The 23595-nt window shown below is 70.0% G+C and carries 20 protein-coding genes and 3 tRNA genes; 12 read left to right on the top strand and 11 right to left on the bottom strand.

Annotated elements, in window-relative coordinates; all coding sequences use genetic code 11:
• From IG54_RS0128005 to IG54_RS0127980, 6 genes are all read right to left on the bottom strand, one after another.
• Positions 1-1275 (bottom strand): sensor histidine kinase (locus tag IG54_RS0128005; protein ID WP_037897863.1); only part of this gene is annotated, 1275 nt, incomplete at its 3' end.
• Positions 1276-1289: 14 nt separating this feature from the next.
• The gene (locus tag IG54_RS0128000; RefSeq protein ID WP_030790358.1) at positions 1290-2069 is read right to left on the bottom strand and encodes an ABC transporter permease; all 780 of its coding nucleotides are present in this window, start codon (positions 2067-2069) and stop codon (positions 1290-1292) included.
• Positions 2066-3079: an ABC transporter ATP-binding protein gene (locus IG54_RS0127995; protein WP_078594586.1), complete on the bottom strand. Its 1014-nt coding sequence runs from the start codon at positions 3077-3079 to the stop codon at positions 2066-2068. Before IG54_RS0127995 ends, IG54_RS0128000 begins: the two co-directional genes overlap by 4 nt.
• A gap of 143 nt (positions 3080-3222) precedes the next feature.
• Positions 3223-3298, bottom strand: a tRNA-Gly gene (locus IG54_RS0127990).
• Between the two features lie 79 nt (positions 3299-3377).
• Positions 3378-3449: transfer RNA gene (locus IG54_RS0127985), tRNA-Gly, on the bottom strand.
• 123 nt (positions 3450-3572) lie between these two features.
• Positions 3573-3890 (bottom strand): histone-like nucleoid-structuring protein Lsr2, encoded by a 318-nt coding sequence (locus IG54_RS0127980; protein ID WP_030790350.1) that lies wholly within the window; start codon positions 3888-3890, stop codon positions 3573-3575.
• A 353-nt stretch (positions 3891-4243) separates the two neighbouring features.
• On the opposite strand from IG54_RS0127980, the gene purS reads away from it, so the two are divergent.
• The 10 genes from purS to purM all read left to right on the top strand — a co-directional run bounded on the left by purS (position 4244) and on the right by purM (position 14058).
• Positions 4244-4510, top strand: a complete 267-nt coding sequence (gene purS, locus IG54_RS0127975; RefSeq protein WP_030790347.1) for a phosphoribosylformylglycinamidine synthase subunit PurS — start codon at positions 4244-4246, stop codon at positions 4508-4510.
• Positions 4507-5187: a phosphoribosylformylglycinamidine synthase subunit PurQ gene (purQ, locus tag IG54_RS0127970; protein ID WP_030790344.1), complete on the top strand. Its 681-nt coding sequence runs from the start codon at positions 4507-4509 to the stop codon at positions 5185-5187. The genes purS and purQ overlap by 4 nt, the downstream gene beginning before the upstream one ends.
• Positions 5184-7433, top strand: coding sequence for a phosphoribosylformylglycinamidine synthase subunit PurL (purL, locus tag IG54_RS38330; protein ID WP_037897861.1), 2250 nt, complete (start codon positions 5184-5186; stop codon positions 7431-7433). Before purQ ends, purL begins: the two co-directional genes overlap by 4 nt.
• A gap of 125 nt (positions 7434-7558) precedes the next feature.
• Entirely contained in the window at positions 7559-8059 is a 501-nt protein-coding gene (locus IG54_RS0127960) for a helix-turn-helix domain-containing protein (protein WP_030790342.1), read from the top strand.
• A gap of 77 nt (positions 8060-8136) precedes the next feature.
• Entirely contained in the window at positions 8137-8976 is an 840-nt protein-coding gene (locus IG54_RS0127955; RefSeq protein WP_030790337.1) for a M23 family metallopeptidase, read from the top strand.
• Positions 8977-8981: 5 nt separating this feature from the next.
• The gene (locus tag IG54_RS0127950; RefSeq protein WP_030790334.1) at positions 8982-9620 is read left to right on the top strand and encodes a TetR/AcrR family transcriptional regulator; all 639 of its coding nucleotides are present in this window, start codon (positions 8982-8984) and stop codon (positions 9618-9620) included.
• Positions 9621-9629: 9 nt separating this feature from the next.
• Positions 9630-10430 carry a maleylpyruvate isomerase family mycothiol-dependent enzyme gene (locus tag IG54_RS0127945; protein WP_030790331.1) on the top strand — a complete coding sequence of 267 codons (801 nt, stop codon included), beginning with the start codon at positions 9630-9632 and terminating at the stop codon, positions 10428-10430.
• A 48-nt stretch (positions 10431-10478) separates the two neighbouring features.
• A complete protein-coding gene (locus tag IG54_RS0127940) occupies positions 10479-11348 on the top strand; it encodes an META domain-containing protein (protein ID WP_030790328.1) in 870 nt (289 codons plus the stop codon).
• A 73-nt stretch (positions 11349-11421) separates the two neighbouring features.
• Positions 11422-12948: an amidophosphoribosyltransferase gene (gene purF / locus IG54_RS0127935; RefSeq protein WP_030790325.1), complete on the top strand. Its 1527-nt coding sequence runs from the start codon at positions 11422-11424 to the stop codon at positions 12946-12948.
• 36 nt (positions 12949-12984) lie between these two features.
• On the top strand, positions 12985-14058 hold the full coding sequence (gene purM, locus IG54_RS0127930; RefSeq protein WP_030790322.1) for a phosphoribosylformylglycinamidine cyclo-ligase: 1074 nt from the start codon (positions 12985-12987) through the stop codon (positions 14056-14058).
• A gap of 114 nt (positions 14059-14172) precedes the next feature.
• Here purM and IG54_RS0127925 read toward each other — a convergent pair whose 3' ends face one another.
• Both IG54_RS0127925 and IG54_RS0127920 read right to left on the bottom strand, forming a co-directional pair.
• Entirely contained in the window at positions 14173-14427 is a 255-nt protein-coding gene (locus IG54_RS0127925) for a DUF3073 domain-containing protein (protein ID WP_030790319.1), read from the bottom strand.
• 284 nt (positions 14428-14711) lie between these two features.
• Positions 14712-15788: a Leu/Phe/Val dehydrogenase gene (locus IG54_RS0127920; protein WP_030790316.1), complete on the bottom strand. Its 1077-nt coding sequence runs from the start codon at positions 15786-15788 to the stop codon at positions 14712-14714.
• Positions 15789-15942: 154 nt separating this feature from the next.
• Here IG54_RS0127920 and IG54_RS0127915 point away from each other — a divergent pair, with 154 nt between their 5' ends.
• Positions 15943-16830 carry a hypothetical protein gene (locus IG54_RS0127915; RefSeq protein ID WP_030790313.1) on the top strand — a complete coding sequence of 296 codons (888 nt, stop codon included), beginning with the start codon at positions 15943-15945 and terminating at the stop codon, positions 16828-16830.
• Between the two features lie 491 nt (positions 16831-17321).
• On the top strand, positions 17322-17528 hold the full coding sequence (bldC, locus tag IG54_RS0127910; RefSeq protein ID WP_003949541.1) for a developmental transcriptional regulator BldC: 207 nt from the start codon (positions 17322-17324) through the stop codon (positions 17526-17528).
• A 499-nt stretch (positions 17529-18027) separates the two neighbouring features.
• Here the strand turns inward: bldC and IG54_RS0127905 are convergent, their stop codons facing one another.
• The 3 genes from IG54_RS0127905 to hrpA form a co-directional block, all read right to left on the bottom strand.
• Complete coding sequence (locus tag IG54_RS0127905; protein ID WP_030790310.1) at positions 18028-18282, bottom strand: DUF6274 family protein; 255 nt, start codon at positions 18280-18282, stop codon at positions 18028-18030.
• 1083 nt (positions 18283-19365) lie between these two features.
• Positions 19366-19440, bottom strand: a tRNA-Asp gene (locus IG54_RS0127900).
• A 95-nt stretch (positions 19441-19535) separates the two neighbouring features.
• The gene (gene hrpA, locus IG54_RS0127895) at positions 19536-23519 is read right to left on the bottom strand and encodes an ATP-dependent RNA helicase HrpA (RefSeq protein WP_030790307.1); all 3984 of its coding nucleotides are present in this window, start codon (positions 23517-23519) and stop codon (positions 19536-19538) included.
• Positions 23520-23595 lie beyond the last annotated feature (76 nt).

Below are 23595 nucleotides of genomic sequence, written 5' to 3'. Positions count from 1 at the left end.
CGGTAGCACCCCCGGCGCCGCCCCCGGCACCGCCCCCACCCCCGGCACCTCCGCAATGAGCCGGAACCGACCCCGCGTGCACGTGGAGTCCAGTGAGCCGCCCACCTCCGCCAGGCGCTCCCGGAGGCCGGCGAGGCCGGATCCGCCGGGCGGGGTTGAGGGGGCGGGGTCCGTGCCCCGAGGTGGCGCGTCCGGTGCCCCGTCGTTCTCGACGGTCAGCGTCGTACGCCCTTCCGCGACCGTCAGGGAGATGTCGCACCGCGTCGCGTCCCCGTGCCGCAGCACGTTCGTGGCCGCCTCCCGTACGACCCATCCCAGGGCCGACTGCACGGGGGCGGGCAACCCGGCCGCCGAGCCGGTCACCCGGCAGCCGATCCCGGCCGCTTCCAACACGCCCTGCGCGCCGAGGAGTTCGACCCCGAGGTCCGCCTCGCGGTAGCCCCGTACCACTTCCCGCACCTCACGCTGCGACTCCTGCGCGATCCGCTGCACCTCGACCATCTGGTCGACGGCCTCGGGCCGCCCGCGTCGGGCGAGCTGCACCGCCAGTTCGCTCTTGAGCGCGATGACGGCGAGGTTGCGGCCCATGACGTCGTGCAGGTCACGCCCGAACCGCAGCCGCTCCTCGGCGACCGCGAGCCGCGCCTCGACCTCGCGGGCCCGGTCGGCCTCCCACATCACGGAGAGCGTCCACGCGCCGCAGCGCGCGGAGAGCAGCGTCAGCAGCCCGGCGAAGGCGATGAGGGCGGCGAACCCGGCGAGCCGCCCGTCGCGCACCCCGATGGCGGCGAAGGCGGCCACGGCCGCCACGTCGATCAGCGCGACCCGGACGAGGAAGCCGCGGACCGACACGGCGAAGGCGAGCGCCTGGCAGAACGGCACCGCCAGATACAGCGTGGTGAAGCCGATCATCCCGTCGGCGACGCCGTCCACCGCCTCCAGGCCGAGTACGAGCCCCAGCGCGAGCGCCAGCAGGCAACCGGCGACGGCGAGGTCGCGGCGCGGCGCCGCGGCCCGCCTCAGGTAGTGGTCGACCGAGCGCCGCAGGCTGCGGTTGACGTGCACGCCTTGCAGGGCGCCGACCGCGATCAGCGTCCAGCCGAGGACTTGTGGGACGGGCTCTGGCCGCAGGCTCAGGCCGAGGGGCAGCGAGCCCCAGCTGAGGAAGAAGAGCCAGGGCATGGCGTGCCACATGGCCATGCTCTGGAACTCGACCTTCTCGATCTTGCTCCGGCCCTGCCAGCCACGCTGCAAGGCCCGTATCCGGCCGACCACGCGGATCCCCTTCCTCAGTGCCGGGGTTCCCAGCGGAACCATCGCCGTACAGCGAACACGGACACCAGGGTCCAGGCCACCGCCGTGGCGACGGCACCGAGGGCCTCGCCGGCCGAGAGCCCGCCGGTCCAGCCGCCGCGCACGAGTTCGATCACCGGGGAGAGCGGAAGGAGTTCGCAGACCGAGGCGAGCGTGTCGGGCATCATTTCGAGCGGCACGGCGAGCCCCGAGCCCAGCATCGACGCGAAGATCAGCGGCATGCTCATGACCTGCGCGGTCTCGGCGGTCCTGCTGAAGCTCGCCGTGACGGCCGCGAGCGCGCCGAACATCACGATGCCGAGCAGTATCCCGAGGACGGGGAACAGCGCGTTGTCGGGCGCCCCCGCGTCGAGCAGCGTGAGGCACCCGGCCACGAGCGCCAGGATCTGCGCGAGGCCGATGGCGACGGCGGGCAGTGAGGCGCCCACCAGGATCTCGTGGTCCCGCAGCTCTCCGGTGCGCAGCCGCTTCAGTACGAGTTCCTCGCGCCGGGCGACGAAGACGCCGATCAGGGAGCCGTAGACGGCGAAGACCAGCGAGAAGCCGATGGCGGACGGCAGGACCATGGTGCCGACGGAGAGCCCGACCTCCTTCAGCTCGCTCTCGCTCATCGCCGACATGACGCTGAACGGCAGCGCCACCGGCACGAACAGGGCCGCGAACAGCGTCCCCTTGTTCCGCCCGAGCAGGGTCAGCTCGGCGCGCGCCAGCGCCCGCATCCGCCCCGCGGGGGTCGTCAAGGTCACCGTGCTCATGCCGCCATCTCCTCCTCGTCCTCGGCGAAAAGTCCCGCCGAGCCCCCGCGCTCTCCGCGCTCGCCACGCTTCATGCGCTCTCCGCGCTCCCCGCCCTCGGCCGTCCGCGCGATCCGCAGGAACGCCTCCTCCAGCGAGGCCGCCCGCACATCGAGCGAGCCCAGTTCGACCCGCGCGTCCCTGGCCCACAACAGCAGGCCGGTGGCGGTCCGTTGCAGCTCGTTCGTCCGCAGGGTCACGCGGCGCCCCTCGCTCTCGTGCCCGCTGACGCCCAGCTCGGCGAGCGGCGGCAGATCACCGACGAAGTACCCCTCGGGCAGTTCGAAGGAGACGTGGGAAGGCTGCGCGGCGACGACGTCGGCGACGCGCCCCTCGGCGGCGATCCGCCCCTCGTGCAGGATCGCGAGCCGGTCGGCGAGCACCTCGGCCTCTTCCAGGTAGTGCGTGGTGAGCAGCACGGTCGTGCCGTTGTCGCGCAGGTCCCTGACCAACTCCCAGGTCTCGCGGCGCCCTTCGGCGTCGAGCCCGGTGGTGGGTTCGTCGAGGAAGAGCACCTCGGGCCGCCCGATGAGCGCCATGGCCAGGTCGAGCCGCCGCTTCTCGCCGCCGGACAGCTGCTTCACGCGTACGCCGGACCGCTTGCCGAGCCCCACGATCTCCAGGGCCTCCGCGACGGGCCGGGCCCCGCTGGTGCACCCGGCCCACATCCGTACGGTCTCGGCGACCGTCAACTCCGTGGGGAAGCCGCCCTCCTGGAGCATCACGCCGATGCGCGGCCGCACTGCGGACCGCTCGGTGTACGGGTCGTGTCCGAGCACCCGGACCCGCCCGCCGGCCGGTGCGGCGAGGCCCTCCAGGAGTTCGACGGTGGACGTCTTTCCGGCGCCGTTGGTGCCGAGCAGCGCGAACAGCTCCCCGCGGCCCACGCCGAAGGAGATCCCCCGTACCGCCTCGAAACCGCCCCCGTACACGCGCCGAAGATCGGTCACGGCGATCACTTGGTCAGTCATGGAAGAAGCTTGCCCTGGTCAGGGGCGCGGCAGCAGTGCGGCCTGTCATCGGCCCGCATGACAAATGTCAGAACGCGCCGCGTCGCGAAGCCACAGGCACACGAAGAAGGCCCCGGTCGAACCGACCGGGGCCTTCTTGAAACTGGAGCGAACGACGAGGTTCGAACTCGCGACCTCAACCTTGGCAAGGTTGCGCTCTACCAACTGAGCTACGTTCGCATTGCATCCGAACAGCTTTCACTGATCGGCGCGAGCATCAGCTTACCGCAACCAGAAGACTGGTCGGTAGGCGATGCGGAGCGGGTGACAGGAATTGCACACTGCGCCTTCCCCCTGGAAGGGGGATGTTCTACTACTGAACTACACCCGCACGACTCCGTGAGGTCCGGCCTTTCGGCCTTGCCCCTCGGCGTGCTCCAGACTCTAGCTGACCAGCGGGGGTGCAGCGCAAGTCGGTGCCCGCGAGGGGCTCGGACCGGGGTGGGGCGCGGGGTCAGTTGGCGGCCTCGAAGGCCTCGTAGACCCGCTTGGGGATGCGGCCGCGCGGCGGCACGTCCATCTGGTGCGAGCGGGCCCAGGCCCGTACGGCCGACGGGTCGGGGGAGACGGCCGTGTGCCGGTACACCTTCCCGGACTTCGAGTGCTTGCGGGCCGCCTCCAGGTAGGGGGCGAGCGCCGTGCGCAGTTTCTTGGCATTGGTTTGGTTGAGGTCGATCTCGTACGACTTGCCGTCAAGACCGAACGCGACCGTTTCCGCCGCTTCCCCGCCGTCCATGTCGTCAAAGAGTGTGACTACGACACGCTGCGCCACGAATATCGGTCCCTTCGTGCGGCTCCACCACGCTGACGTGCGATGATGCCGACTGTCCGGCTGTTATGGGGAAAGTATCGACTATTGCCTTTTCCTTTGTACAGTGCTTGGCAATGCATTGTGAAGCCCGGCCGAATATCTCCGCGTGTCCGCCCTCAATGCGGGGCCGTGATCTTTTCCTGGATTCCTCGTGGAGATGTCCCGTTCGAAACCTTCCGGACCGCTGGAACGTGACCGCCATCACGTAGGTTTCTACGAATCTACGCGAGTAGAAATTTTGTGCCGGTAGTCTGAAGGCACCTGCTCAGCACCGTGCAAGCAGCACACGCCAGCACCACACACCGGGAGTGCCAGTGGCACGCGTCGTAGTCGACGTCATGCTCAAGCCGGAGATCCTCGACCCCCAGGGCCAGGCGGTGCAGCGTGCACTGCCGCGCCTCGGTTTCCAGGGCATCTCCGACGTACGTCAGGGAAAGCGTTTCGAACTCGAGGTGGACGGGCCGGTCGACGACGCGGCCCTCGCCCGTATCCACGAGATGGCGGAAACCTTCCTCGCCAACACCGTGATCGAGGACTTCGTCGTAAAGGTGGAGGACGAGAAGGCGGGGGAAGGAAAGTGACCGCTCGAATTGGCGTCGTCACTTTCCCCGGGACCCTCGACGACCGCGACACCCAGCGCGCCGTCCGCGTGGCGGGCGCCGAGGCCGTGCCGCTCTGGCACAAGGACAAGGACCTCAAGCAGGTCGACGCCGTGGTGCTGCCCGGCGGTTTCTCCTACGGCGACTATCTGCGGGCCGGCGCCATCTCCCGTTTCTCCCCGGTGATGGAGTCCGTCATCGAGCAGGCGAAGGCCGGGATGCCGGTCCTCGGCATCTGCAACGGCTTCCAGGTCCTCACCGAGACGCACCTCCTGCCCGGCGCGATGCTGCGCAACAACCACCTGCACTTCATCTGCCGCGAGCAGAAGCTGCGCGTGGAGAGCGACCGGACCGCCTGGACCGCCGACTACACGCCCGGCCAGGAGATCTCGATCCCGCTCAAGAACATCGACGGGCAGTACACCGCCGACGAGCGGACCCTGGACATGCTGGAGGCCGAGGGCCGCGTCGCCTTCCGGTACCTGGACGGCAATCCGAACGGCTCGCTCCGTGACATCGCCGGCATCACCAACGAGGCGGGCAACGTGGTCGGCCTCATGCCGCACCCCGAGCACGCGGTCGAGCCGCTCGTCGGGACCGGCCGCACCGACGGCCTCGGATTCTTCACCTCGATCCTGAAGAAGCTGGTCAACGCATGACTCTGGACACCGTCAAGCACGCAGCAGAGACCCCCGACGTCAAGCTGCCCTGGGCCGAACTGGGCCTGAAGGAAGACGAGTACGAGCGCGTCCGCGAGATCCTCGGCCGCCGCCCGACCGGCGCCGAGCTGGCCATGTACTCCGTCATGTGGTCCGAGCACTGCTCGTACAAGAGCAGCAAGGTCCACCTGCGGCAGTTCGGCGAGAAGGTCCCGGCCAACGACGCGATGCTCGTCGGCATCGGGGAGAACGCCGGTGTCGTCGACGTCGGCCAGGGCTACGCGGTCACCTTCAAGGTCGAGTCGCACAACCACCCCTCGTACGTCGAGCCCTACCAGGGCGCGGCGACCGGCGTCGGCGGCATCGTGCGCGACATCATCGCGATGGGCGCCCGCCCGGTCGCGGTCGTGGACCCGCTGCGGATGGGCGACGCGCACCACCCCGACACCAAGCGCGTGCTGCCCGGCGTCGTCGCGGGCATCGGCGGCTACGGCAACTGCCTGGGTCTGCCGAACATCGGCGGCGAGCTGGTCTTCGACGCCTGCTACCAGGGCAACCCGCTGGTCAACGCCGGTGCCATCGGCGTCATGCGGCACGAGGACATCCACCTGGCCAAGGCGTCCGGCCCCGGCAACAAGGTCATCCTGTACGGCGCCCGCACCGGTGGCGACGGCATCGGCGGCGCCTCGATCCTGGCGAGCGAGACCTTCGACGACACGAAGCCGAGCAAGCGCCCGGCCGTCCAGGTCGGCGACCCCTTCCAGGAGAAGCTCCTCATCGAGTGCACCCTGGAGGCCTTCGCCGAGAAGCTCGTCGTCGGCATCCAGGACCTGGGCGCGGCCGGGCTGTCCTGCGCGACGTCCGAGCTGGCGTCCAACGGCTCCGGCGGTATGCGGGTCGAGCTGGACGACGTACCGCTGCGCGACTCCACGCTCACTCCCGAGGAGATCCTCATGAGTGAGTCGCAGGAACGCATGTGCGCCGTCGTCGAGCCGGAGAAGGTCGAGCGCTTCCTCGCGATCTGCGAGAAGTGGGACGTCATCGCCACGGTCGTGGGTGAAGTGACCGACGGCGACCGGCTGGAGATCTTCTGGCACGGCGAGAAGATCGTCGACGTCGACCCGCGCACGGTCGCCCACGACGGCCCGGTCTACGAGCGTCCCTACGCGCGCCCGAAGTGGCAGGACGCCCTCCAGGCCGACGACGCGAACAAGCTGGCCCGCCCGGCGACCGCGGACGAGCTGCGCGCGCAGGTCCTCAAGCTGGTCGCCGCCCCGAACCAGGCCGCGAAGTCCTGGGTCACCGACCAGTACGACCGCTTCGTGCAGGGCAACACCGTGCTCGCCCAGCCCGAGGACTCCGGGATGATCCGGATCAACGAGGAGACGGGCCTCGGCGTCGCCATCGCCACCGACGGCAACGGCCGGTTCGCGAAGCTCGACCCGTACACGGGTGCCCAGCTCGCGCTCGCCGAGTCGTACCGCAACGTGGCCGCGTCCGGCGCCAAGCCGCTCGCGATCTCCGACTGCCTGAACTTCGGTTCGCCCGAGGACCCGGACGTCATGTGGCAGTTCGCCGAGGCCGTCCGGGGCCTCGCGGACGGCTGCCTGGAGCTGGGCACCCCGGTCACCGGCGGCAACGTCTCGCTCTACAACCAGACGGGTGAGGCGGCCATCCACCCGACGCCGGTCGTCGCCGTCCTCGGCGTGATCGACGACGTCGCGCGCCGCACGCCGATCGCCTTCAAGGAAGAGGGCCAGCTCCTCTACCTGCTCGGTGAGACGCGCGAGGAGTTCGGCGGCTCGGCCTGGTCGCAGGTGATCCACGACCACCTCGGCGGGCTGCCGCCGAAGGTCGACCTGGCGCGCGAGAAGCTGCTCGGCGACATCCTCATCTCGGCCTCGCGCGACGGCATGATCGACGCCGCGCACGACCTCTCCGACGGCGGTCTCGTGCAGGCCGTCGCCGAGTCCTGCCTGCGGGGCGGCAAGGGTGCGCGGCTGGTCGTCCCGGACGGCCTGGACGCGTTCACCTTCCTGTTCTCCGAGTCGGCCGGGCGCGCGGTCGTGTCCGTGCCGCGCAGCGAGGAGCTGCGCTTCACCGACATGTGCGGGGCGCGCGGTCTGCCCGTGCGGCGCATCGGTGTCGTCGACGGTGAGGCGATCGAGCTTCAGGGCGAGTTCACGCTGCCGCTGAGCGAGCTGCGCGAGGCGCACGAAGGGACGATTCCGGGCCTCTTCGCCTGACAGCCGTCTCCCCGAAGCCCCCGCCCGGACCTCACCGTCCGGGCGGGGGCTTCGGCGTTCCCCGGTCCGGCGCCGATGGATCAACACCCTTGATCAAAATTACGTAATTACGTAACCTCTCACTCATGGACCTGGAAGAGCGCGTGGCCGCGCTGGAACGGCGCATGGCGGAGCTGGAGAGCGCGGGCCCGTCCGCGCCCCCCGTGGAGGAGGGCGACTTCTGGGCCCTCGACGCGCTGAAGGCACGGCACCCGGTGGCGCGCGACGCGGACGGCGCCGTCCTGTTCACCGGAGCCGTGCGGGTGCCGACCGGACATCGGTACGAGTGGCAGTACGGCCGGCTCACGGAGTCGCTGTTCGAGGACGACTGGTCCGAGGCCGCCGATTCGTTCGCCGCGCTCGGCAGCCCCGTGCGGCTGCGGCTGCTGCGGGAGATCCTCACGGGCACGCACACCGCCGCCGAGCTGGCCGCGCTCGACGACATCGGCACGACCGGCCAGATCTACCACCACCTGCGCCAACTGACCGGCGCGGGCTGGCTGCACAGCACGGGACGCGGCCGCTACGAGGTTCCGGCGGGGCGGGTGGTCCCGCTGCTCGTGATGCTCTCCGCCGCGCGTCCCTGACCGACCGCAGCGGCTGCAATGACCGCAGCCACCGCAATGACCGCAGCGACCGCAACATCCGCAGCAGGGGGAACGACATGTCCATAGGTATGCGCAAATTCACCGCGGTGCTTGAGCGCCTGCTGGTGCTGTACGTCTTCGTCCAGGTCGTCGCCGGGTTCTTCGTCGAGCTGCCGTACCCGTACTGGGTGGGCTGGCTACCGATCGTCGCCGTCTTCGCGATCGGTATCCCCCGGCGCCGGGCCGTCAGCCGGGAGATCGTGGCGAGCCCCCCGGCCCCCGTCGAGGTCGACCCGCCGGTGACCGGCCGCTGGTCGGCGCTGAACAGCCCCGCCGACAAGGTGCCGAGCCACGGCACACACGGCCTCGGGCAGACCTACGCCATCGACATCGTGGCCGAGCCGGAGGAGGGGCCCGCGCGCCCGGCCTTCGGCTGGCTGTGGCCGATCGCGCGCCGCAACCGCTCCTTCCCCGCGTTCGGGGCGCCGCTGCTCGCCGTCGCCGACGCCACCGTCGTCCACGCCGAGGACGGCCAGCGGGACCACCTCAGCCGCAACTCCCTCGCCGCGCTCCTCTACTTCTTCGTGATCGAGGGCATCGGCAGGACGATCGGCGGGGCCCGCCGCGTCGTCGGCAACCACGTGGTGCTCGACCTCGGTGAGGGCACGTACGCCGTGTACGCGCACATCAAGCAGGGCTCGCTGACCGTGCGGGCGGGCGAGAAGGTGGTGGCGGGCCGGCGGCTCGGCAGCTGCGGGAACTCCGGCAACTCCACCGAGCCGCATCTGCACTTCCAGCTGATGGACGGGCCCGATCTGAACACGGCGCGGGGTGTGCCGTTCAGCTGGCGCGGGGTCGGGGTGCCCGGCGGCGGCGAGACGTTCGCGGTGGGGGAGGACGCCACCCCGGTACCGTGACCGACATGACTGAGGAGCTGGGGCTGCGCGCGCGCAAGAAGCAGCAGACCGCCGCGCGGATCTGGCGGGTCGCCGTGGACCTCTGCTCCGAGCGGGGCTTCGACCACGTCTCCGTGGCGGAGATCGCCGAGGCGGCCGAGGTGTCGAAGATGACCGTCTTCAACTACTTCGGCACCAAGGAAGGCGTGATCGTCGCCCCGATGGAGGAGCACGCCGGGGACCCGGCCCGCGCGGTGCGCGAGCGCCGGCCGGGAGAGTCCGCGGTGGCCGCCATGCGCCGCCAGTTCCTGGAGCAGATCACCCGGCGGGACCCGTCGATCGCCCTCAGCGGTGACCCGCGCACCCTCAAGGTGCGCCAGCTCATCAACGAGACGCCGACCCTCACGCACCGCATGGTGGTCTTCCATATGCGCAGCGTCCAGCTCCTCACGGACGCTCTCGCCGAGGAGACGGGCGACCCGCTCCTCGCGCGGGTCGCCGCCACCCAGCTGATCGGCGCCCGGAACGCGCTCATCATGGAGAACCATCAGCGCACCCTTGACGGCGAGGCGCCCGGCGACATCGCGAAGGACTGCGCCGAGTCCGCCGAGCGCGCCTTCGGTCTGGTGGAAAAGGGACTTCAGGGATACCCCGGAAACACTTAGGCTCGGCCCATGCCACCGGCCAAGAAGCGCACGCGTTCGTACGACCCCGCCAAGATCCGCACCGCCGTGCTCGCCCAGTTCGGCAACGTACGAGACGCCGTGCGCACCCTCACGCCCGAGCAGCTCGCCCGCCCGACCCGCCTCGGCGACTGGACCGTCCACGAACTGGCCGCCCACATCGCGATGGTGCTCGGCACCGTCCACCGCTACCTGGGCCTTCCGGAGCCCGCGAAGCACGAAGTGCCGCTCATGGACTGGCCGTTCGTGACGGTCACCGCCGCGGCCCAGGTCGACGAGGACACCCGCGCCATCGCGGAGAGCGCGGGCACGGACCTCGACGAGCTGTTCACGCGCACCCTCGCCGACATCGAGGCGTCGCTGGCCGCCGCCTCCGACGAGCGCCTGGTGCCGTCCCGCTTCGGCGCCATGAGCCTCGGCGACTTCCTGGTCACCCGTACCGTCGAACTGACCGTCCACACCGACGACTTGAACGACGCCGTGCCGGACCTCGACGTTCCGTACGACCGTCAGGCCCTGGCCGCCTGCGCCCGCCTGCTCGCCGACGCGCTCGCGCTGAAGGCGCCGGGAGCTTCGACAGAGGTGCGGATTCCGCCATACGCGGTTGTGCAGTGCGTCGAGGGCCCCCGGCACACCCGCGGCACCCCGCCGAACGTCGTCGAGACCGACCCGCTGACCTGGATCCGCCTCGCCACCGGCCGCATGGACTGGGCGAACGCCCTGGACGCGGCGAAGGTGAGCGCGAGCGGGGAACGGGCCGATCTCTCGGGCCTGTTGCCGATCATGGGTTAGCGCGGGCGTCAGATGGAACCGGCTCTCCCACTTGCCCGTCACATCATCATGCACACGCAGCGTCTGACCCTGACCCTGACCGCGCTGGCCTCCGCCGGGCTGCTGCTCACCGCATGCGGCACCGAGTCCGGAGCCGGCTCCGACAGCGGATCCGGAAGCGGCTCCGAAGGCCGTTCCGTGGAGAGCGAGGTGCCCCTCACCGGCATCCGCTGGAACGTCGACAGCGTCACCGTGGGCGGCAAGAAGTACGAGGCCCCGGACGACGCCCACCTCAAGATCGGCAAGGACGGGCGGGCCGGCGGCAGCTTCGGCTGCAACTACGCCGGTGTCGCCGTGAAGATCAAGGGCGACACCCTCGACTTCGGCAAGGCCACGATGACGAAGCGGGCCTGCCCCGAGGGCCTGATGACGTTCGAGGAGAACCTCACGCGCGCCCTCGCCGGGGAGAAGCTCACCGCGACGGCCGACGGCGACCGGCTGACCCTCACCACCGCCGGGGGGGACCGCGTGGACCTCACCTCGGGCCCCGGAAAGCCCGGCACCCCGCTCACCGGCACCAAGTGGACGGTGCACACCGTCGGGGACGGCAAGAGCGCCGCGCCCCTGCCCAAGGACGTGTCCGGCAAGGCCCACCTGACCTTCGGCAAGGACGGCAAGGCCCGCGGCAACCTCGGCTGCAACGACGTCACCGCCAAGGCGGAGGCCAAGGCCGCAGGCAAGGCCGGGGCCAAGGAGGGCCGCATCACCTTCGGCGCCCCCACCACGACACGCAAGATGTGCCCGGGCGACACGATGGCCACCGAACGCAAGCTGCTGAAGCTCTTCGACGGCACGGCCCGCTACGACGTCGAGCGGGACACCCTGAAGCTCACCGCCGCCGACGGCACGGTGATCGACGCGCGCGCCGCCACGCCGTAGGAGTCGTCACCGTCCGTACAAGGGTCGTATCCCCAATTCGGACCAGTGGTCGATCTCGCCTACACTCGATGATGTGCCACGTGGTGACGGTCGACTCAATCACGATCTGCTCCCCGGCGAGAAAGGCCCCCAGGACGCTTGTGGCGTCTTCGGTGTCTGGGCTCCGGGCGAAGAGGTCGCAAAGCTCACGTACTTCGGGCTCTACGCCCTCCAGCATCGGGGCCAGGAATCCGCGGGAATCGCGGTCAGCAACGGCTCCCAGATCCTCGTCTTCAAGGACATGGGCCTCGTGTCCCAGGTCTTCGACGAAACCTCTCTCGGCTCGCTCCAGGGTCATATCGCGGTCGGTCACGCCCGCTACTCGACCACCGGCGCCTCCGTCTGGGAGAACGCCCAGCCGACGTTCCGTGCCACCGCGCACGGCTCCATCGCGCTCGGGCACAACGGCAACCTCGTCAACACGGCCCAGCTCGCCGAGATGGTCGCCGACCTGCCCAAGCAGGAGGGCCGCACCACACGCGTGGCGGCCACCAACGACACCGACCTCCTCACGGCGCTGCTCGCCGCGCAGGTGGACGACGACGGCAAGCCGCTGACCATCGAGGAAGCCGCCGGCAAGATCCTCCCGCAGGTCCAGGGCGCCTTCTCGCTCGTCTTCATGAACGAGCACACGCTGTACGCGGCCCGCGACCCGCAGGGCATCCGCCCGCTGGTCCTCGGCCGCCTGGAGCGCGGCTGGGTCATCGCGTCGGAGTCCGCGGCGCTCGACATCTGCGGCGCCTCCTACGTCCGCGAGATCGAGCCGGGCGAGTTCGTCGCCATCGACGAGAACGGCCTGCGAACATCCCGATTCGCGGAAGCGAAGCCCAAGGGCTGTGTCTTCGAGTACGTGTACCTGGCGCGCCCCGACACGGACATCGCCGGGCGGAACGTCTACCTCTCGCGCGTCGAGATGGGCCGCAAACTCGCCAAGGAAGCTCCGGTCGAGGCCGATCTCGTCATAGCGACCCCCGAATCAGGCACCCCCGCCGCGATCGGTTACGCGGAGGCCTCCGGCATCCCCTTCGGCGCGGGCCTGGTCAAGAACGCCTACGTCGGCCGGACCTTCATCCAGCCCTCGCAGACGATCCGCCAGCTCGGCATCCGCCTCAAGCTGAACCCCCTCAAGGAAGTCATCAAGGGCAAGAAGCTGGTGGTCGTCGACGACTCGATCGTCCGCGGCAACACCCAGCGCGCCCTGGTCAAGATGCTCCGCGAGGCCGGCGCCGCCGAGGTCCACATCCGGATCTCCTCCCCGCCCGTGAAGTGGCCGTGCTTCTTCGGCATCGACTTCGCGACCCGTGCCGAGCTGATCGCCAACGGCATGACCATCGAGGAGATCGGCACGTCGCTCGGCGCCGACTCCCTCTCGTACATCTCCATCGACGGCATGATCGAGGCCACGACCATCGACAAGCCGAACCTCTGCCGCGCCTGCTTCGACGGCGAGTACCCGATGGACCTGCCCGACCCCGAACTGCTCGGCAAGCAGCTTCTGGAGACGGAACTGGCCGCGGGCCCGGCGGGCACCGCCGCCGCCGACGCGATCCGTCGCCCGTAAGACCCCACGCAGTACGACACGAAAGTTCTCACCGTCATGTCTGAGACCACTGGTGCCAGCTACGCAAGCGCGGGCGTCGACATCGAGGCGGGCGACCGCGCCGTCGAGCTGATGAAGGAGTGGGTCAAGAAGACCCAGCGCCCGGAGGTCGCGGGCCTCGGCGGCCTCGGCGGCTTCGCCGGGCTCTTCGACGCCTCCGCACTCAAGCGCTTCGAGCGCCCCCTGCTCGCCTCCGCCACCGACGGCGTCGGTACGAAGGTCGACATCGCCCGGCAGATGGGCGTGTACGACACCATCGGCCACGACCTCGTCGCGATGGTCATGGACGACATCGTCGTGTGCGGCGCCGAGCCGCTTTTCATGACCGACTACATCTGCGTGGGCAAGGTCCACCCCGAGCGCGTCGCCGCCATCGTGAAGGGCATCGCCGAGGGCTGCGTCCTCGCCGGCTGCTCCCTCGTCGGCGGCGAGACCGCGGAGCACCCGGGCCTGCTCGGCCCGGACGACTTCGACGTCGCGGGCGCCGGCACGGGCGCCGTCGAGGCCGACCGCCTGCTCGGCCCCGACCGCATCCGTAAGGGGGACGCGGTCATCGCCATGGCGGCCTCCGGTCTTCACTCGAACGGGTACTCGCTCGTGCGGCACGTGGTCTTCGACCGCGCCGGCTGGGCGCTGGACCGCCGGGTCGAGGAGTTCGGCCGCACGCTCGGCGAGGAGCTTCTGGAGCCCACCAAGATCTACTCCCTGGACTGCCTGGCGCTCACCCGCACCACCGACGTCCACGCCTTCAGCCACATCACCGGCGGCGGCCTCGCGGCGAACCTCGCCCGGGTCATCCCGGACGGTCTGCACGCGATCGTCGACCGCGAGACGTGGACCCCGGACGCGGTGTTCGACGTGGTCGGCAAGGTCGGTCAGGTCGAGCGGCTCGAACTGGAGAAGACGCTGAACATGGGCGTCGGCATGATCGCGATCGTCCCCGAGGAGTCGGCGGACGCGGCGCTCACCACCCTCGCCGACCGTGGCGTGGAGGCCTGGGTCGCCGGTGAGATCACCGACCGCGGCGAGCACGCGACGGGCGCGGCCCTGATCGGTGACTACGCGAAGTAGTCCCGGGGGCGCTCCTGGTCCGGGGGCGCCCCTCGAAAGCCCCGAGGCAGCACAAAACCCGGTCCGGTGTGGTGACCACCCCGGACCGGGTGAAGTGCAGTCGCTACAACGAGGTCAAGCGCCGCGGCGCTGCGACGACGGACCGGACTCTTCGGAAGAGTCGTCCTCGTCGTCGTTATACAGATCCGCGTACTGGGCGTACGGGTCGTCTTCCTCGTCGTCGTCCTCGAACGGCTCGCCATTTGGCGGCTGTTGCGAAGTCGAAGCGCCCAGCTCATTGGCCAGACGCGACAGGTCAGTCCCGCCGCTGCTGTACTTCAGCTGGCGGGCGACCTTCGTCTGCTTGGCCTTTGCCCGGCCGCGCCCCATGGCTCGACCCCCTCGGATACGGGGCTCGACGGCCCCAGAGTCTTGACACGCGTTCATGATCTAGGACGGACTCTCCTCGGAGAGACCGGTCCGTAGGGCTTCCACGGTACCTGTTCCTGCGGCCATACGGTACGTCGCCCGCAGGACGCGCCTCGGCGCAGAACCCGCGAGGAGCCCCGTCCTCGCTGGTCAACTGCGATTTTAACCTCTTCTTGCCGGGCGACCCGCCGACGGGGGTGAGTCTTGTCTCCCGAATACGCCGGCGGGCCCCCGCGAGCGTGCGGTCAGCGCGCGTCGGCCATCCGCTGCTCGGCGATCCTGTCGGCCGCGGCGGCCGGCGGAATGCCATCCTTCTTTGCGCGAGCGAATATGGCGAGCGTGGTGTCGAAGATCTTCGCGGCCTTCGCCTTGCACCGGTCGAAGTCGAAGCCGTGCAGCTCGTCGGCGACCTGGATGACGCCGCCCGCGTTCACCACGTAGTCCGGCGCGTAGAGGATCGACCGGTCGGCCAGGTCCTTCTCGACGCCCGGGTGCGCGAGCTGGTTGTTGGCCGCGCCGCACACCACCTTCGCGGTCAGCACCCGGACGGAGTCGTCGTTCAGGGCGCCGCCCAGCGCGCAGGGGGCGTAGATGTCGAGCCCCTCGGTGCGGATCAGGGCGTCGGTGTCCGCCACCGCCGTCACCGACGGGTGCTTGTGGACGATCCGGTCCACGGACGCCGCGCGTACGTCGGTGACCACGACCTCGGCGCCGTCCGCCAGGAGGTGCTCGACCAGGTGGTGCCCGACCTTGCCGACGCCCGCGACGCCGATCCTGCGGCCGCGCAGCGTCGGGTCGCCCCACAGGTGCTGGGCCGAGGCGCGCATGCCCTGGAAGACACCGAAGGCGGTGAGCACGGACGAGTCGCCCGCGCCGCCGTTCTCGGGGGAGCGCCCGGTGGTCCAGCGGCACTCGCGCGCGACGACGTCCATGTCCGCCACGTACGTACCGACGTCGCACGCCGTCACGTACCGGCCGCCGAGCGAGGCGACGAAGCGGCCGTAGGCGAGGAGCAGGGCCTCGCTCTTGATCCGGTCGGGGTCGCCGATGATCACCGCTTTGCCGCCGCCGTGCTCCAGGCCGGCCATGGCGTTCTTGTACGACATCCCGCGCGCGAGGTTCAGCGCGTCGGCGACGGCCTCCTCCTCGCTCGCGTACGGATAGAAGCGGGTGCCGCCGAGGGCCGGGCCCAGGGCGGTGGAGTGGAGGGCGATGACGGCCTTGAGGCCACTGGCGCGGTCCTGGCAGAGCACTACTTGCTCATGGCCGCCCTGGTCCGAGTGGAACAGGGTGCGCAGGACGCCGTTGTCTGCTTCGGTCACTGTGGTGACTCCCGGTCGAGTAGCGGCGGTGGACGGGCTCTCCGTACGGGTGGCGGGGCCCGTGGGGCATGACACTAGAGCCTGTCCACCGCGCGGTTCGGCCATGGCACGATCAGCAGAGTTTTCCGGACCGTCCGCGGGGGAGAGAGCAGCCGTGCCCAAGGTGTCATCGGTGACGGTCCCGTACGCGTCGTACTTGCGCGTCTACGAGCCGCTGGCCGCCTTCCCCGAGCCGGAACGCGACCACTGGGCGCGCTACGCCCGCCGCCCGGAGCGCCCCTCGTACCAGGACGAACTGCGCCGCTCACTGGCGGACTTGGTGCCCACGCCGCCGGTGCCGGTGCCGGTGCACGAGAGCGGTGACGCCTTCGTCCTGGAGAGTGACGGCGTGCTGTGCGTCTGCCCGTGGCGGACCCGGCTGCGCGGCTGGCAGGCCATGGGCGAGCTGAGCGGGCAGCTGCCCGCGCCCGTCCTCGACGCGGTGCTCCCGCCGGTGCTGCGCCGCCAGACGGCCGCGGACTACGAGCAGTGGCTGGCCCGCAACCCCGACGCGCGCCCCTGGATCCGTACGTCGACGTGGCAGGTGCCGCTGCACTGGTTCGTCCTCGTCTCGGACGAGGAGCGCAGCTATGACAGGGGCGACAGGGCTGCCAGGAGTGACGGGGGTGGCGGGGGTGACGTGGCGGGGCCGGACGCCGCTCCGGTCCTTCGCTACCGCACCCCGATGGTCGAGGCGAGGCGCCGGGTCGCGCGCGGCCTCAAGACGCTGCGGGACGCGCTGGACGAGGCGCCGCTCATCGAGGGGCTCGTGGACGTCGGCCGGTGGCTGGAGGAGTTCCATCCGCGTTCCCTGGTCGAACTGGACTACGGCGGTCTCGTGCACGCCGTCTCCGCCGCCGAGCTGGACGAGGATCACTCGGCGGCGGATGTCGCCGAGGGGATCGAGGCGCTGCGCGTCGGCGACGGCGAGGGGGCCGGCGAGGCGTATGCGAGGCTCGTGGAGCGATGGCGGGCGGTCCGGCACCTTCAGTTCGCGAACTGAGGGCCGGCGGTCGTCCGGTGTTCGGCGGTTGCGGGTGACGAGTGACGGGACGTAGGTCCCGATCCGGGCCTTTGTCTCAAGCGTGACGGACCGCACTTTACTGCGCCCTTGCGCCCATCGCCCCCCCTCGTGCCAAAATAGGACAAGGAGCCCGGGGAGGGCTCCTTCCGCCCATGTACGGGCGGAATGCTCAGCATTGCACTCTATGGGGGGTCTGTTGACTCCTGATCGCTCTGTGACTGATCGTCACGGCGGCGTGACTGTCCGCTATGGCATGGTCCATCGGCTTCCGTCGGTGATGAACACCTGGGAGGGCAATTCCATCGGTTTGGCCGACGTGGCTGGACGGATGGTGTAGTTGTAGTGCCGAGGACAAGCCGTTCGTCCTATAACCGACTCGACTCGCGTCCGCCATTTCGGGCAACGCGGGTCAAGGTGCAGAATTTAGAGGAATGAACCGAGAAGGTTCGGTTCTCCCGAGGAGGCCGCTCATGACCGCTCGCACCCCTGATGCCGAGCCGCTGCTGACCCCGGCTGAGGTCGCCACGATGTTCCGCGTCGACCCCAAGACGGTGACGCGCTGGGCCAAGGCTGGCAAGCTCACGTCGATTCGCACGCTCGGCGGACACCGCCGGTACCGCGAGGCTGAGGTCCGCGCACTGCTCGCGGGTATCCCGCAGCAGCGCAGCGAGGCCTGAACTACCGCTTAACCAGCAGTAACCCGCACAACTCGGGCGAAGAGCACCACTGCTGCCGGGTCCCCCAACCTGGTCGTACGTCCGACATATAGCTACACACGACGCGGTTCCCGCCCCAACGGGATCCACGCCTGAGCCGCATGGGTGAGTCGTTTCGATCGCGCTGGACTCCGCCGGGTCCAGCGCGATCTTTTTTGTGCGCCGGGGGCGTGTGGGCGGACAGGGGCGTGAGCGGCCCTGTTGCACTCCGGGGAGTCCTGAGGGGCTCTCGGGGGATCCGAGCCGTGTGTCGCGGGGTGTGCCCTGGTGGCGGTGCAATTGCACATATTAAATTGACCCCATGTAGGGGGGGTGTAAGTCCGGGTGTTCCTAAAACTTGTTCGGTGACACCCGTCACATGCCGTGCGGCTTGTTGTGTGCGATACCCCTGCGCTAGAGGGGTGTTGGGCCTGCCGGTCCCACCCTCCCACCGAGGGGGCGGGCGGTGCGGCGGCTTTGGTCATGCGTTGGCGGGACTTTCGTCCTCGCCCGCCTCGCCGTCGAGTTCGTCCCGTACGGCGCTCTCCTGGACGAAGCCGCCCTCGGTCGTCTCGCACTCGCCCGGACGGTGCGGAGAGGGCTCCAGGGCGAGCCTCAGCAGCCGGTGGCAGATGGGGCAGTGCCGTGTCAGATGCCGATAGCTGGTGGCCGCCGCGAGGTGCGCGCGCAACAGGGCACGCGTCTCGTGCCGCGCGGACGCGGAAGAAGCAGACATGCGTCACCTCCCGGGGGAGCCTGCCGCCGGCTCCCTCTCCTGTTGTCTGGGGTACCGGCGGAATGTGACGCAGTCAAGACGCGAACACGAGAACGGGCTGGATCCGGCGGGGCCGGGGTCCGCCCCCTCGGGGGCGGTCTTGACGCAGCCGGGGGCTGGCGGGGGGTGTTGGCCTGCTGGGAGCGCGGCCGCGGACTCTCGCTGCGCGGCGCGGCTTCCACCTCGGCGGGGCGGCCGAGGGGGGCCACACGAAAGGCCTGCGACCAGCTGGGGGGTTCGGGCCTTTGCGTTGCGGCGGTCCTGACGGGTTCTGCTGTGCCGGATTGCGACTGCGCGGCCCGGCGCGGGCTCCAGATCGGCGGGGACCCGGTGGCCGCAGGCCCTGGCGTTGCGGCGGCCCTGACGGGATGTGCCGTGCCTGATTGCGGCTGCGCCGCGCGACACGGCCTCCACCCTGGTGGTGTGGCCCGGGGGGCGCGGGGAAGGGCCCGCGGCCAGTCTCCGGGTGCGGGGAAGTACGCGAAAGGCCCGCGGCCAGAGTTGGCTGCGGGCCCCCGCGTTGCGGCGGTCCTGACGGGATGTGCCGTGCCTGATTGCGGCTGCGCCGCGCGGCGCGGCCTCCACCCTGGTGGTGTGGCCCGGTGGGTGTGGGGAAGGGGCGCGGCCAGTCTCCGGGTGCGGGTAGGTACGCGAAGGGCCCGCGGCCAGAGTTGGCTGCGGGTCCTCGCGTTGCGGCGGTCCTGACGGGATGTGCCGTGCCTGAGTGCGGCTGCGCCGCGCGACGCGGCCTCCGCCCTGGTGGTGTGGCCCGGGGGGCGCGGGGAAGGGGCCGCGGCCAGTCTCCGGGTGCGGGGAAGTACGCGAAAGGCCCGCGGCCAGAGTTGGCTGCGGGCCCCCGCGTTGCGGCGGCCCTGACGGGATTTGCCGTGCCTGATTGCGGCTGCGCCGCGCGACGCGGCCTCGGCCTTGGCGGTGTGGCCCGGGGGGCGCGGGGAAGGGCCTGCGGCCAGGCTCTGGGTGCGGGCCGGCGAGGAGGTACGCGAAAGGCCCGCGGCCGGAGTTGGCTGCGGGCCTTTCTTACTGCGGTCCTGACGGGATTTGAACCCGCGGCCTCCACCTTGACAGGGTGGCGAGCACTCCAAACTGCTCCACAGGACCTTGCTTCGCGGCACTTGCTTGCGCGTTGTGCTGCGAGACAGGACTCTACAGCAGCGCAGGCCCGGCGGTCGAACTCACCCTGCGTGCGCGGGCGCTCACGGCGCCGCCGCGTCGATCGCCTTCACGATCCGCTTGTCCGAGACGGGGTACGCCGTGCCCAGCGCGTGCGCGAAGTAGCTGACGCGGAGTTCCTCGATCATCCAGCGGATGTCCAGGACCTCCTGGGGGACGGGCCGGCCCCGCGGCAGCTGCTCCAGGAGCCACAGGTACTCGTCCCGCATCTCGCGGGCCTTCTCCATGCGCGCGGTGTCCCGCTGCACGTTCGTAGGCATCTGCTGGAGCCGCCGGTCCGCCGCCACCATGTACCGCATGAGGTCGGGAAGGCGGCGCAGGCCCGTCTCCGTCACGAAGCCCGGCTTGATGAGGGAGTTCAGCTGCTCCCGTACGTCCGAGAGGTTGGCGAGCAGGGCCGGGCTCTGCGCGGACTTCAGGCGCCGCTCGCAGGCCTGCCAGGCGGCGAGGACCTGCTGGACCTGGCCGACGGCCCGCACGGTCGTGTCGACGATCTCCGCCCGCACCTTGTCGAAGAGCTTGCGGTACGACTCCTCGTCCCAGGCGGGCCCGCCGAAGTCCGCGATCAGCTTGTCCGCCGCCGCCATCGCGCAGTCGTCGAACAGCGCCTGTATGGAGCCGTGCGGATTCGCGGACAGGGCGAGCTTCTGCTGGTTCGTCAGCTTGTCCGAGGCGAACTTGCCGGGGTTGACCGGGATGTTGCGCAGGATGAGCCGGCGCGTGCCGCGCCACATCGCCTGCCGCTGTTCCGCCTCGGTGTCGAAGAGGCGCACGGAGACGGTGTCCCCGTCGTCCACGAGGGCCGGGTACGCCTTCACGGGCTGCCCCGCGCGGCGCGTCTCGAAGACGCGGCTGAGCGTGCCGATGCTCCAGTCCGTCAGCCCCGTACGCTCCACGGCCGAGCCGCCCGTCCGCTCGGCGGTCGCGGCGGCGGCCTGCGAGAGCGCCTTGCGGGCCTTCGGCTTCAGCCGCAGCTTGAGCGCTTCGAGGTCCTTGTCCTCGGCGAGCTTCCTGCGCCGCTCATCGGTGATCCGGAACGTGATCTTCAAGTGGTCGGGTACGCGCGTCAGATCGAAGTCCTCGGGCGCGACCGGCACCCCGACCATCCGCTGGAGTTCGCGCGCCAGCGTCACGTGCAGCGGCTCCTGGAGGGGGAGCGCGCGGTCCAGGAACGCCTTCGCGTAGTTCGGCGCCGGGACGTAATTCCGCCGGATCGGCTTCGGCAGGGAGCGGATCAGCTCGATGACCACGTCCTCGCGCAGGCCCGGGATCTGCCAGTCGAAGCCGTCGTCCGTGACCTGGTTCAGCACCTGGAGCGGGATGTGGACCGTGACGCCGTCCGCGTCCGCGCCGGGCTCGAACTGGTACGTCACCTTGAACTTCAGCGGCCCCTGACGCCACGAGTCGGGGTAGTCGTCCTTGGAGACGTCACCCGCCTTCTCGTTGATCAGCATCGACCGCTCGAAGTCGAGCAGTTCGGGCTCTTCCCGCTGCTTCTTCTTCCACCAGGAGTCGAAGTGCGCCCCCGAGACGACATCGGCGGGCACGCGCTGGTCGTAGAAGTCGAAGAGCGTCTCGTCGTCGACGAGGATGTCGCGGCGCCGGGCCCGGTGCTCCAGCTCCTCGACCTCGGTGAGCAGCTTGCGGTTGGCGGCGAAGAACTTGTGGTGCGTGCGCCAGTCGCCCTCGACGAGCGCGTTGCGGATGAACAGGTCGCGGGAGACCTCGGGGTCGATCCGGCCGTAGTTCACCTTGCGGTCGGTGACGATCGGGACGCCGTAGAGCGTCACCTTCTCGATCGCCATCACCGCCGCCTGGTCCTTCTCCCAGTGCGGCTCGCTGTACGTGCGCTTCAGGAGGTGCTCGGCCAGCGGTTCGACCCACTCGGGTTCGATCCGCGCGTTGACGCGGGCCCACAGGCGCGAGGTCTCCACCAGCTCGGCCGACATGATGAAGCGCGGCGGCTTCTTGAAGAGCGCCGAGCCGGGGAAGACCGCGAACTTGGCGTTGCGGGCGCCGATGTACTCGCCCCGCCCGCCACCGCGCTGCTTGGGGTCCTTCTCCTTGCTCTCCTTCGACTCCTTCACGTCCTTCATCCCGATGTGGGAGAGGAGACCGGACAGCAGGGAGATGTGGACGCGGTCGTCCGGCGCGTCGTCCTCGTTCAGGTGGATGCCCAGCTGCTTGGCGACCGTACGCAGCTGCGTATAGATGTCCTGCCACTCACGGATGCGCAGGAAGTTCAGGTACTCCGCCTTGCACATGCGGCGGAAGGAGGACGAGCCGCGCTCCTTCTGCTGCTCGCGGACGTACCGCCAGAGGTTGAGGAAGGCGAGGAAGTCGCTCGTCTCGTCCTTGAAGCGGGCGTGCTGCTGGTCGGCCTGCGCCTGCTTCTCCGCGGGGCGCTCGCGCGGGTCCTGGATGGAGAGCGCCGCCGCGATCACCATGACCTCGCGTACGCAGCCGTTCTTGTCGGCCTCCAGGACCATGCGGGCAAGCCGCGGGTCCACCGGCAGCTGGGCGAGCTTGCGGCCCTGCTGGGTGAGCCGCTTCTTCGGGTCCTTCTGGGTGGGGTCCAGCGCGCCCAGCTCCTGGAGGAGCTGCACGCCGTCGCGGATGTTGCGGTGGTCCGGCGGGTCGATGAAGGGGAACTTCTCGATGTCGCCGAGGCCGGCCGCGGTCATCTGGAGGATGACGGAGGCGAGGTTCGTCCGCAGGATCTCCGCGTCCGTGAACTCCGGACGCGAGAGGAAGTCGTCCTCGCTGTACAGCCGGATGCAGATGCCGTCCGACGTACGGCCGCAGCGGCCCTTGCGCTGGTTGGCGCTGGCCTGGCTGATCGCCTCGATGGGCAGGCGCTGCACCTTCGTACGGTGGCTGTAGCGGGAGATGCGGGCCGTGCCCGGGTCGATCACGTACTTGATGCCCGGGACGGTCAGGGAGGTCTCGGCGACGTTCGTCGCCAGGACGATTCTCCGTCCGGTGTGCTGCTGGAAGACGCGGTGCTGCTCGGCGTGCGAGAGCCGGGCGTAGAGCGGGAGGACTTCCGTGAACTTGTAGTTCTTCTTGTTCAGCGCGTCCGCCGTGTCGCGGATCTCGCGCTCTCCGGAGAGGAAGACGAGGATGTCGCCCTTGCCCTCGGCCTGGAGTTCCTCGACGGCGTCCGTGATCGCGGTGATCTGGTCCCGGTCGGAGTCGTCCGAGTCCTCTTCGAGGAGGGGGCGGTAGCGGACCTCGACGGGGTAGGTGCGGCCGGAGACCTCCACGATCGGGGCGTCCCCGAAGTGCCGCGAGAAACGCTCGGGGTCGATGGTCGCCGAGGTGATGACGACCTTGAGGTCGGGGCGCTTCGGCAGCAGCTGGGCGAGGTAGCCCAGCAGGAAGTCGATGTTGAGCGAGCGCTCGTGGGCCTCGTCGATGATGATCGTGTCGTACGCGCGCAGCTCGCGGTCGGTCTGGATCTCGGCCAGCAGGATGCCGTCCGTCATCAGCTTGATGAACGTCCCGTCCGGGTTCACCTGGTCGGTGAAGCGGACCTTCCAGCCGACGGCCTCGCCCAGCGGCGTGTCCATCTCCTCGGCCACGCGCTCGGCGACCGTACGGGCCGCGATACGGCGCGGCTGCGTATGGCCGATCATGCCGCGCACGCCCCGGCCCAGCTCCAGGCAGATCTTGGGGATCTGCGTGGTCTTGCCCGAACCGGTCTCGCCCGCGACGATCACGACCTGGTGGTCGCGGATCGCCTCGGCGATGTCGTCCTTCTTCTGGCTGACCGGCAGCTGCTCGGGATACGTGATCGCGGGCACGCGGGAGCCGCGCTCGGCCATCCGCGCCTCGGCCTTCTCCACGTCCGCCGCGATCTCGGCGAGAACGGTGGCGCGGGCCTCGGGCTTACGGATGCGGCGCGCACCCTCCAGCCGGCGGCCGATCCGGTGCTCATCGCGCAACGAGAGCTGGGACAGGCGGGGGGCGAGGGTGTCGAGGGCGAGGGCGGGCTGCGTAGACATACGCCGTCCAGGATCTCACCCGCCGCTCGACAGTGGCGAACCGATTTCCCCGGCGGTGCGGCACGGCACGTACGAT

The organism is Streptomyces sp. NRRL S-920, assembly GCF_000717945.1.
In the GTDB taxonomy this organism is placed as follows: Bacteria; Actinomycetota; Actinomycetes; order Streptomycetales; family Streptomycetaceae; genus Streptomyces; species Streptomyces alboniger.
This window is presented reverse-complemented; position numbering and strand designations above follow the sequence as displayed.

What these genes read in the sequence shown, in the direction of transcription:
- IG54_RS0127945 (WP_030790331.1), top strand. Translation starts at nt 9,630, where the DNA reads ATGCCACCGGCCAAGAAGCGCACGCGTTCGTACGACCCCGCCAAGATC.
- purL (WP_037897861.1), top strand. Translation starts at nt 5,184, where the DNA reads ATGACTCTGGACACCGTCAAGCACGCAGCAGAGACCCCCGACGTCAAG.
- IG54_RS0127995 (WP_078594586.1), bottom strand. Translation starts at nt 3,079, where the DNA reads ATGACTGACCAAGTGATCGCCGTGACCGATCTTCGGCGCGTGTACGGG.
- bldC (WP_003949541.1), top strand. Translation starts at nt 17,322, where the DNA reads ATGACCGCTCGCACCCCTGATGCCGAGCCGCTGCTGACCCCGGCTGAG.
- IG54_RS0127955 (WP_030790337.1), top strand. Translation starts at nt 8,137, where the DNA reads ATGTCCATAGGTATGCGCAAATTCACCGCGGTGCTTGAGCGCCTGCTG.
- IG54_RS0128000 (WP_030790358.1), bottom strand. Translation starts at nt 2,069, where the DNA reads ATGAGCACGGTGACCTTGACGACCCCCGCGGGGCGGATGCGGGCGCTG.
- IG54_RS0127925 (WP_030790319.1), bottom strand. Translation starts at nt 14,427, where the DNA reads ATGGGGCGCGGCCGGGCAAAGGCCAAGCAGACGAAGGTCGCCCGCCAG.
- IG54_RS0127940 (WP_030790328.1), top strand. Translation starts at nt 10,479, where the DNA reads ATGCACACGCAGCGTCTGACCCTGACCCTGACCGCGCTGGCCTCCGCC.
- hrpA (WP_030790307.1), bottom strand. Translation starts at nt 23,519, where the DNA reads ATGTCTACGCAGCCCGCCCTCGCCCTCGACACCCTCGCCCCCCGCCTG.
- IG54_RS0127950 (WP_030790334.1), top strand. Translation starts at nt 8,982, where the DNA reads ATGACTGAGGAGCTGGGGCTGCGCGCGCGCAAGAAGCAGCAGACCGCC.
- purM (WP_030790322.1), top strand. Translation starts at nt 12,985, where the DNA reads ATGTCTGAGACCACTGGTGCCAGCTACGCAAGCGCGGGCGTCGACATC.
- IG54_RS0127960 (WP_030790342.1), top strand. Translation starts at nt 7,559, where the DNA reads ATGGACCTGGAAGAGCGCGTGGCCGCGCTGGAACGGCGCATGGCGGAG.
- IG54_RS0127905 (WP_030790310.1), bottom strand. Translation starts at nt 18,282, where the DNA reads ATGTCTGCTTCTTCCGCGTCCGCGCGGCACGAGACGCGTGCCCTGTTG.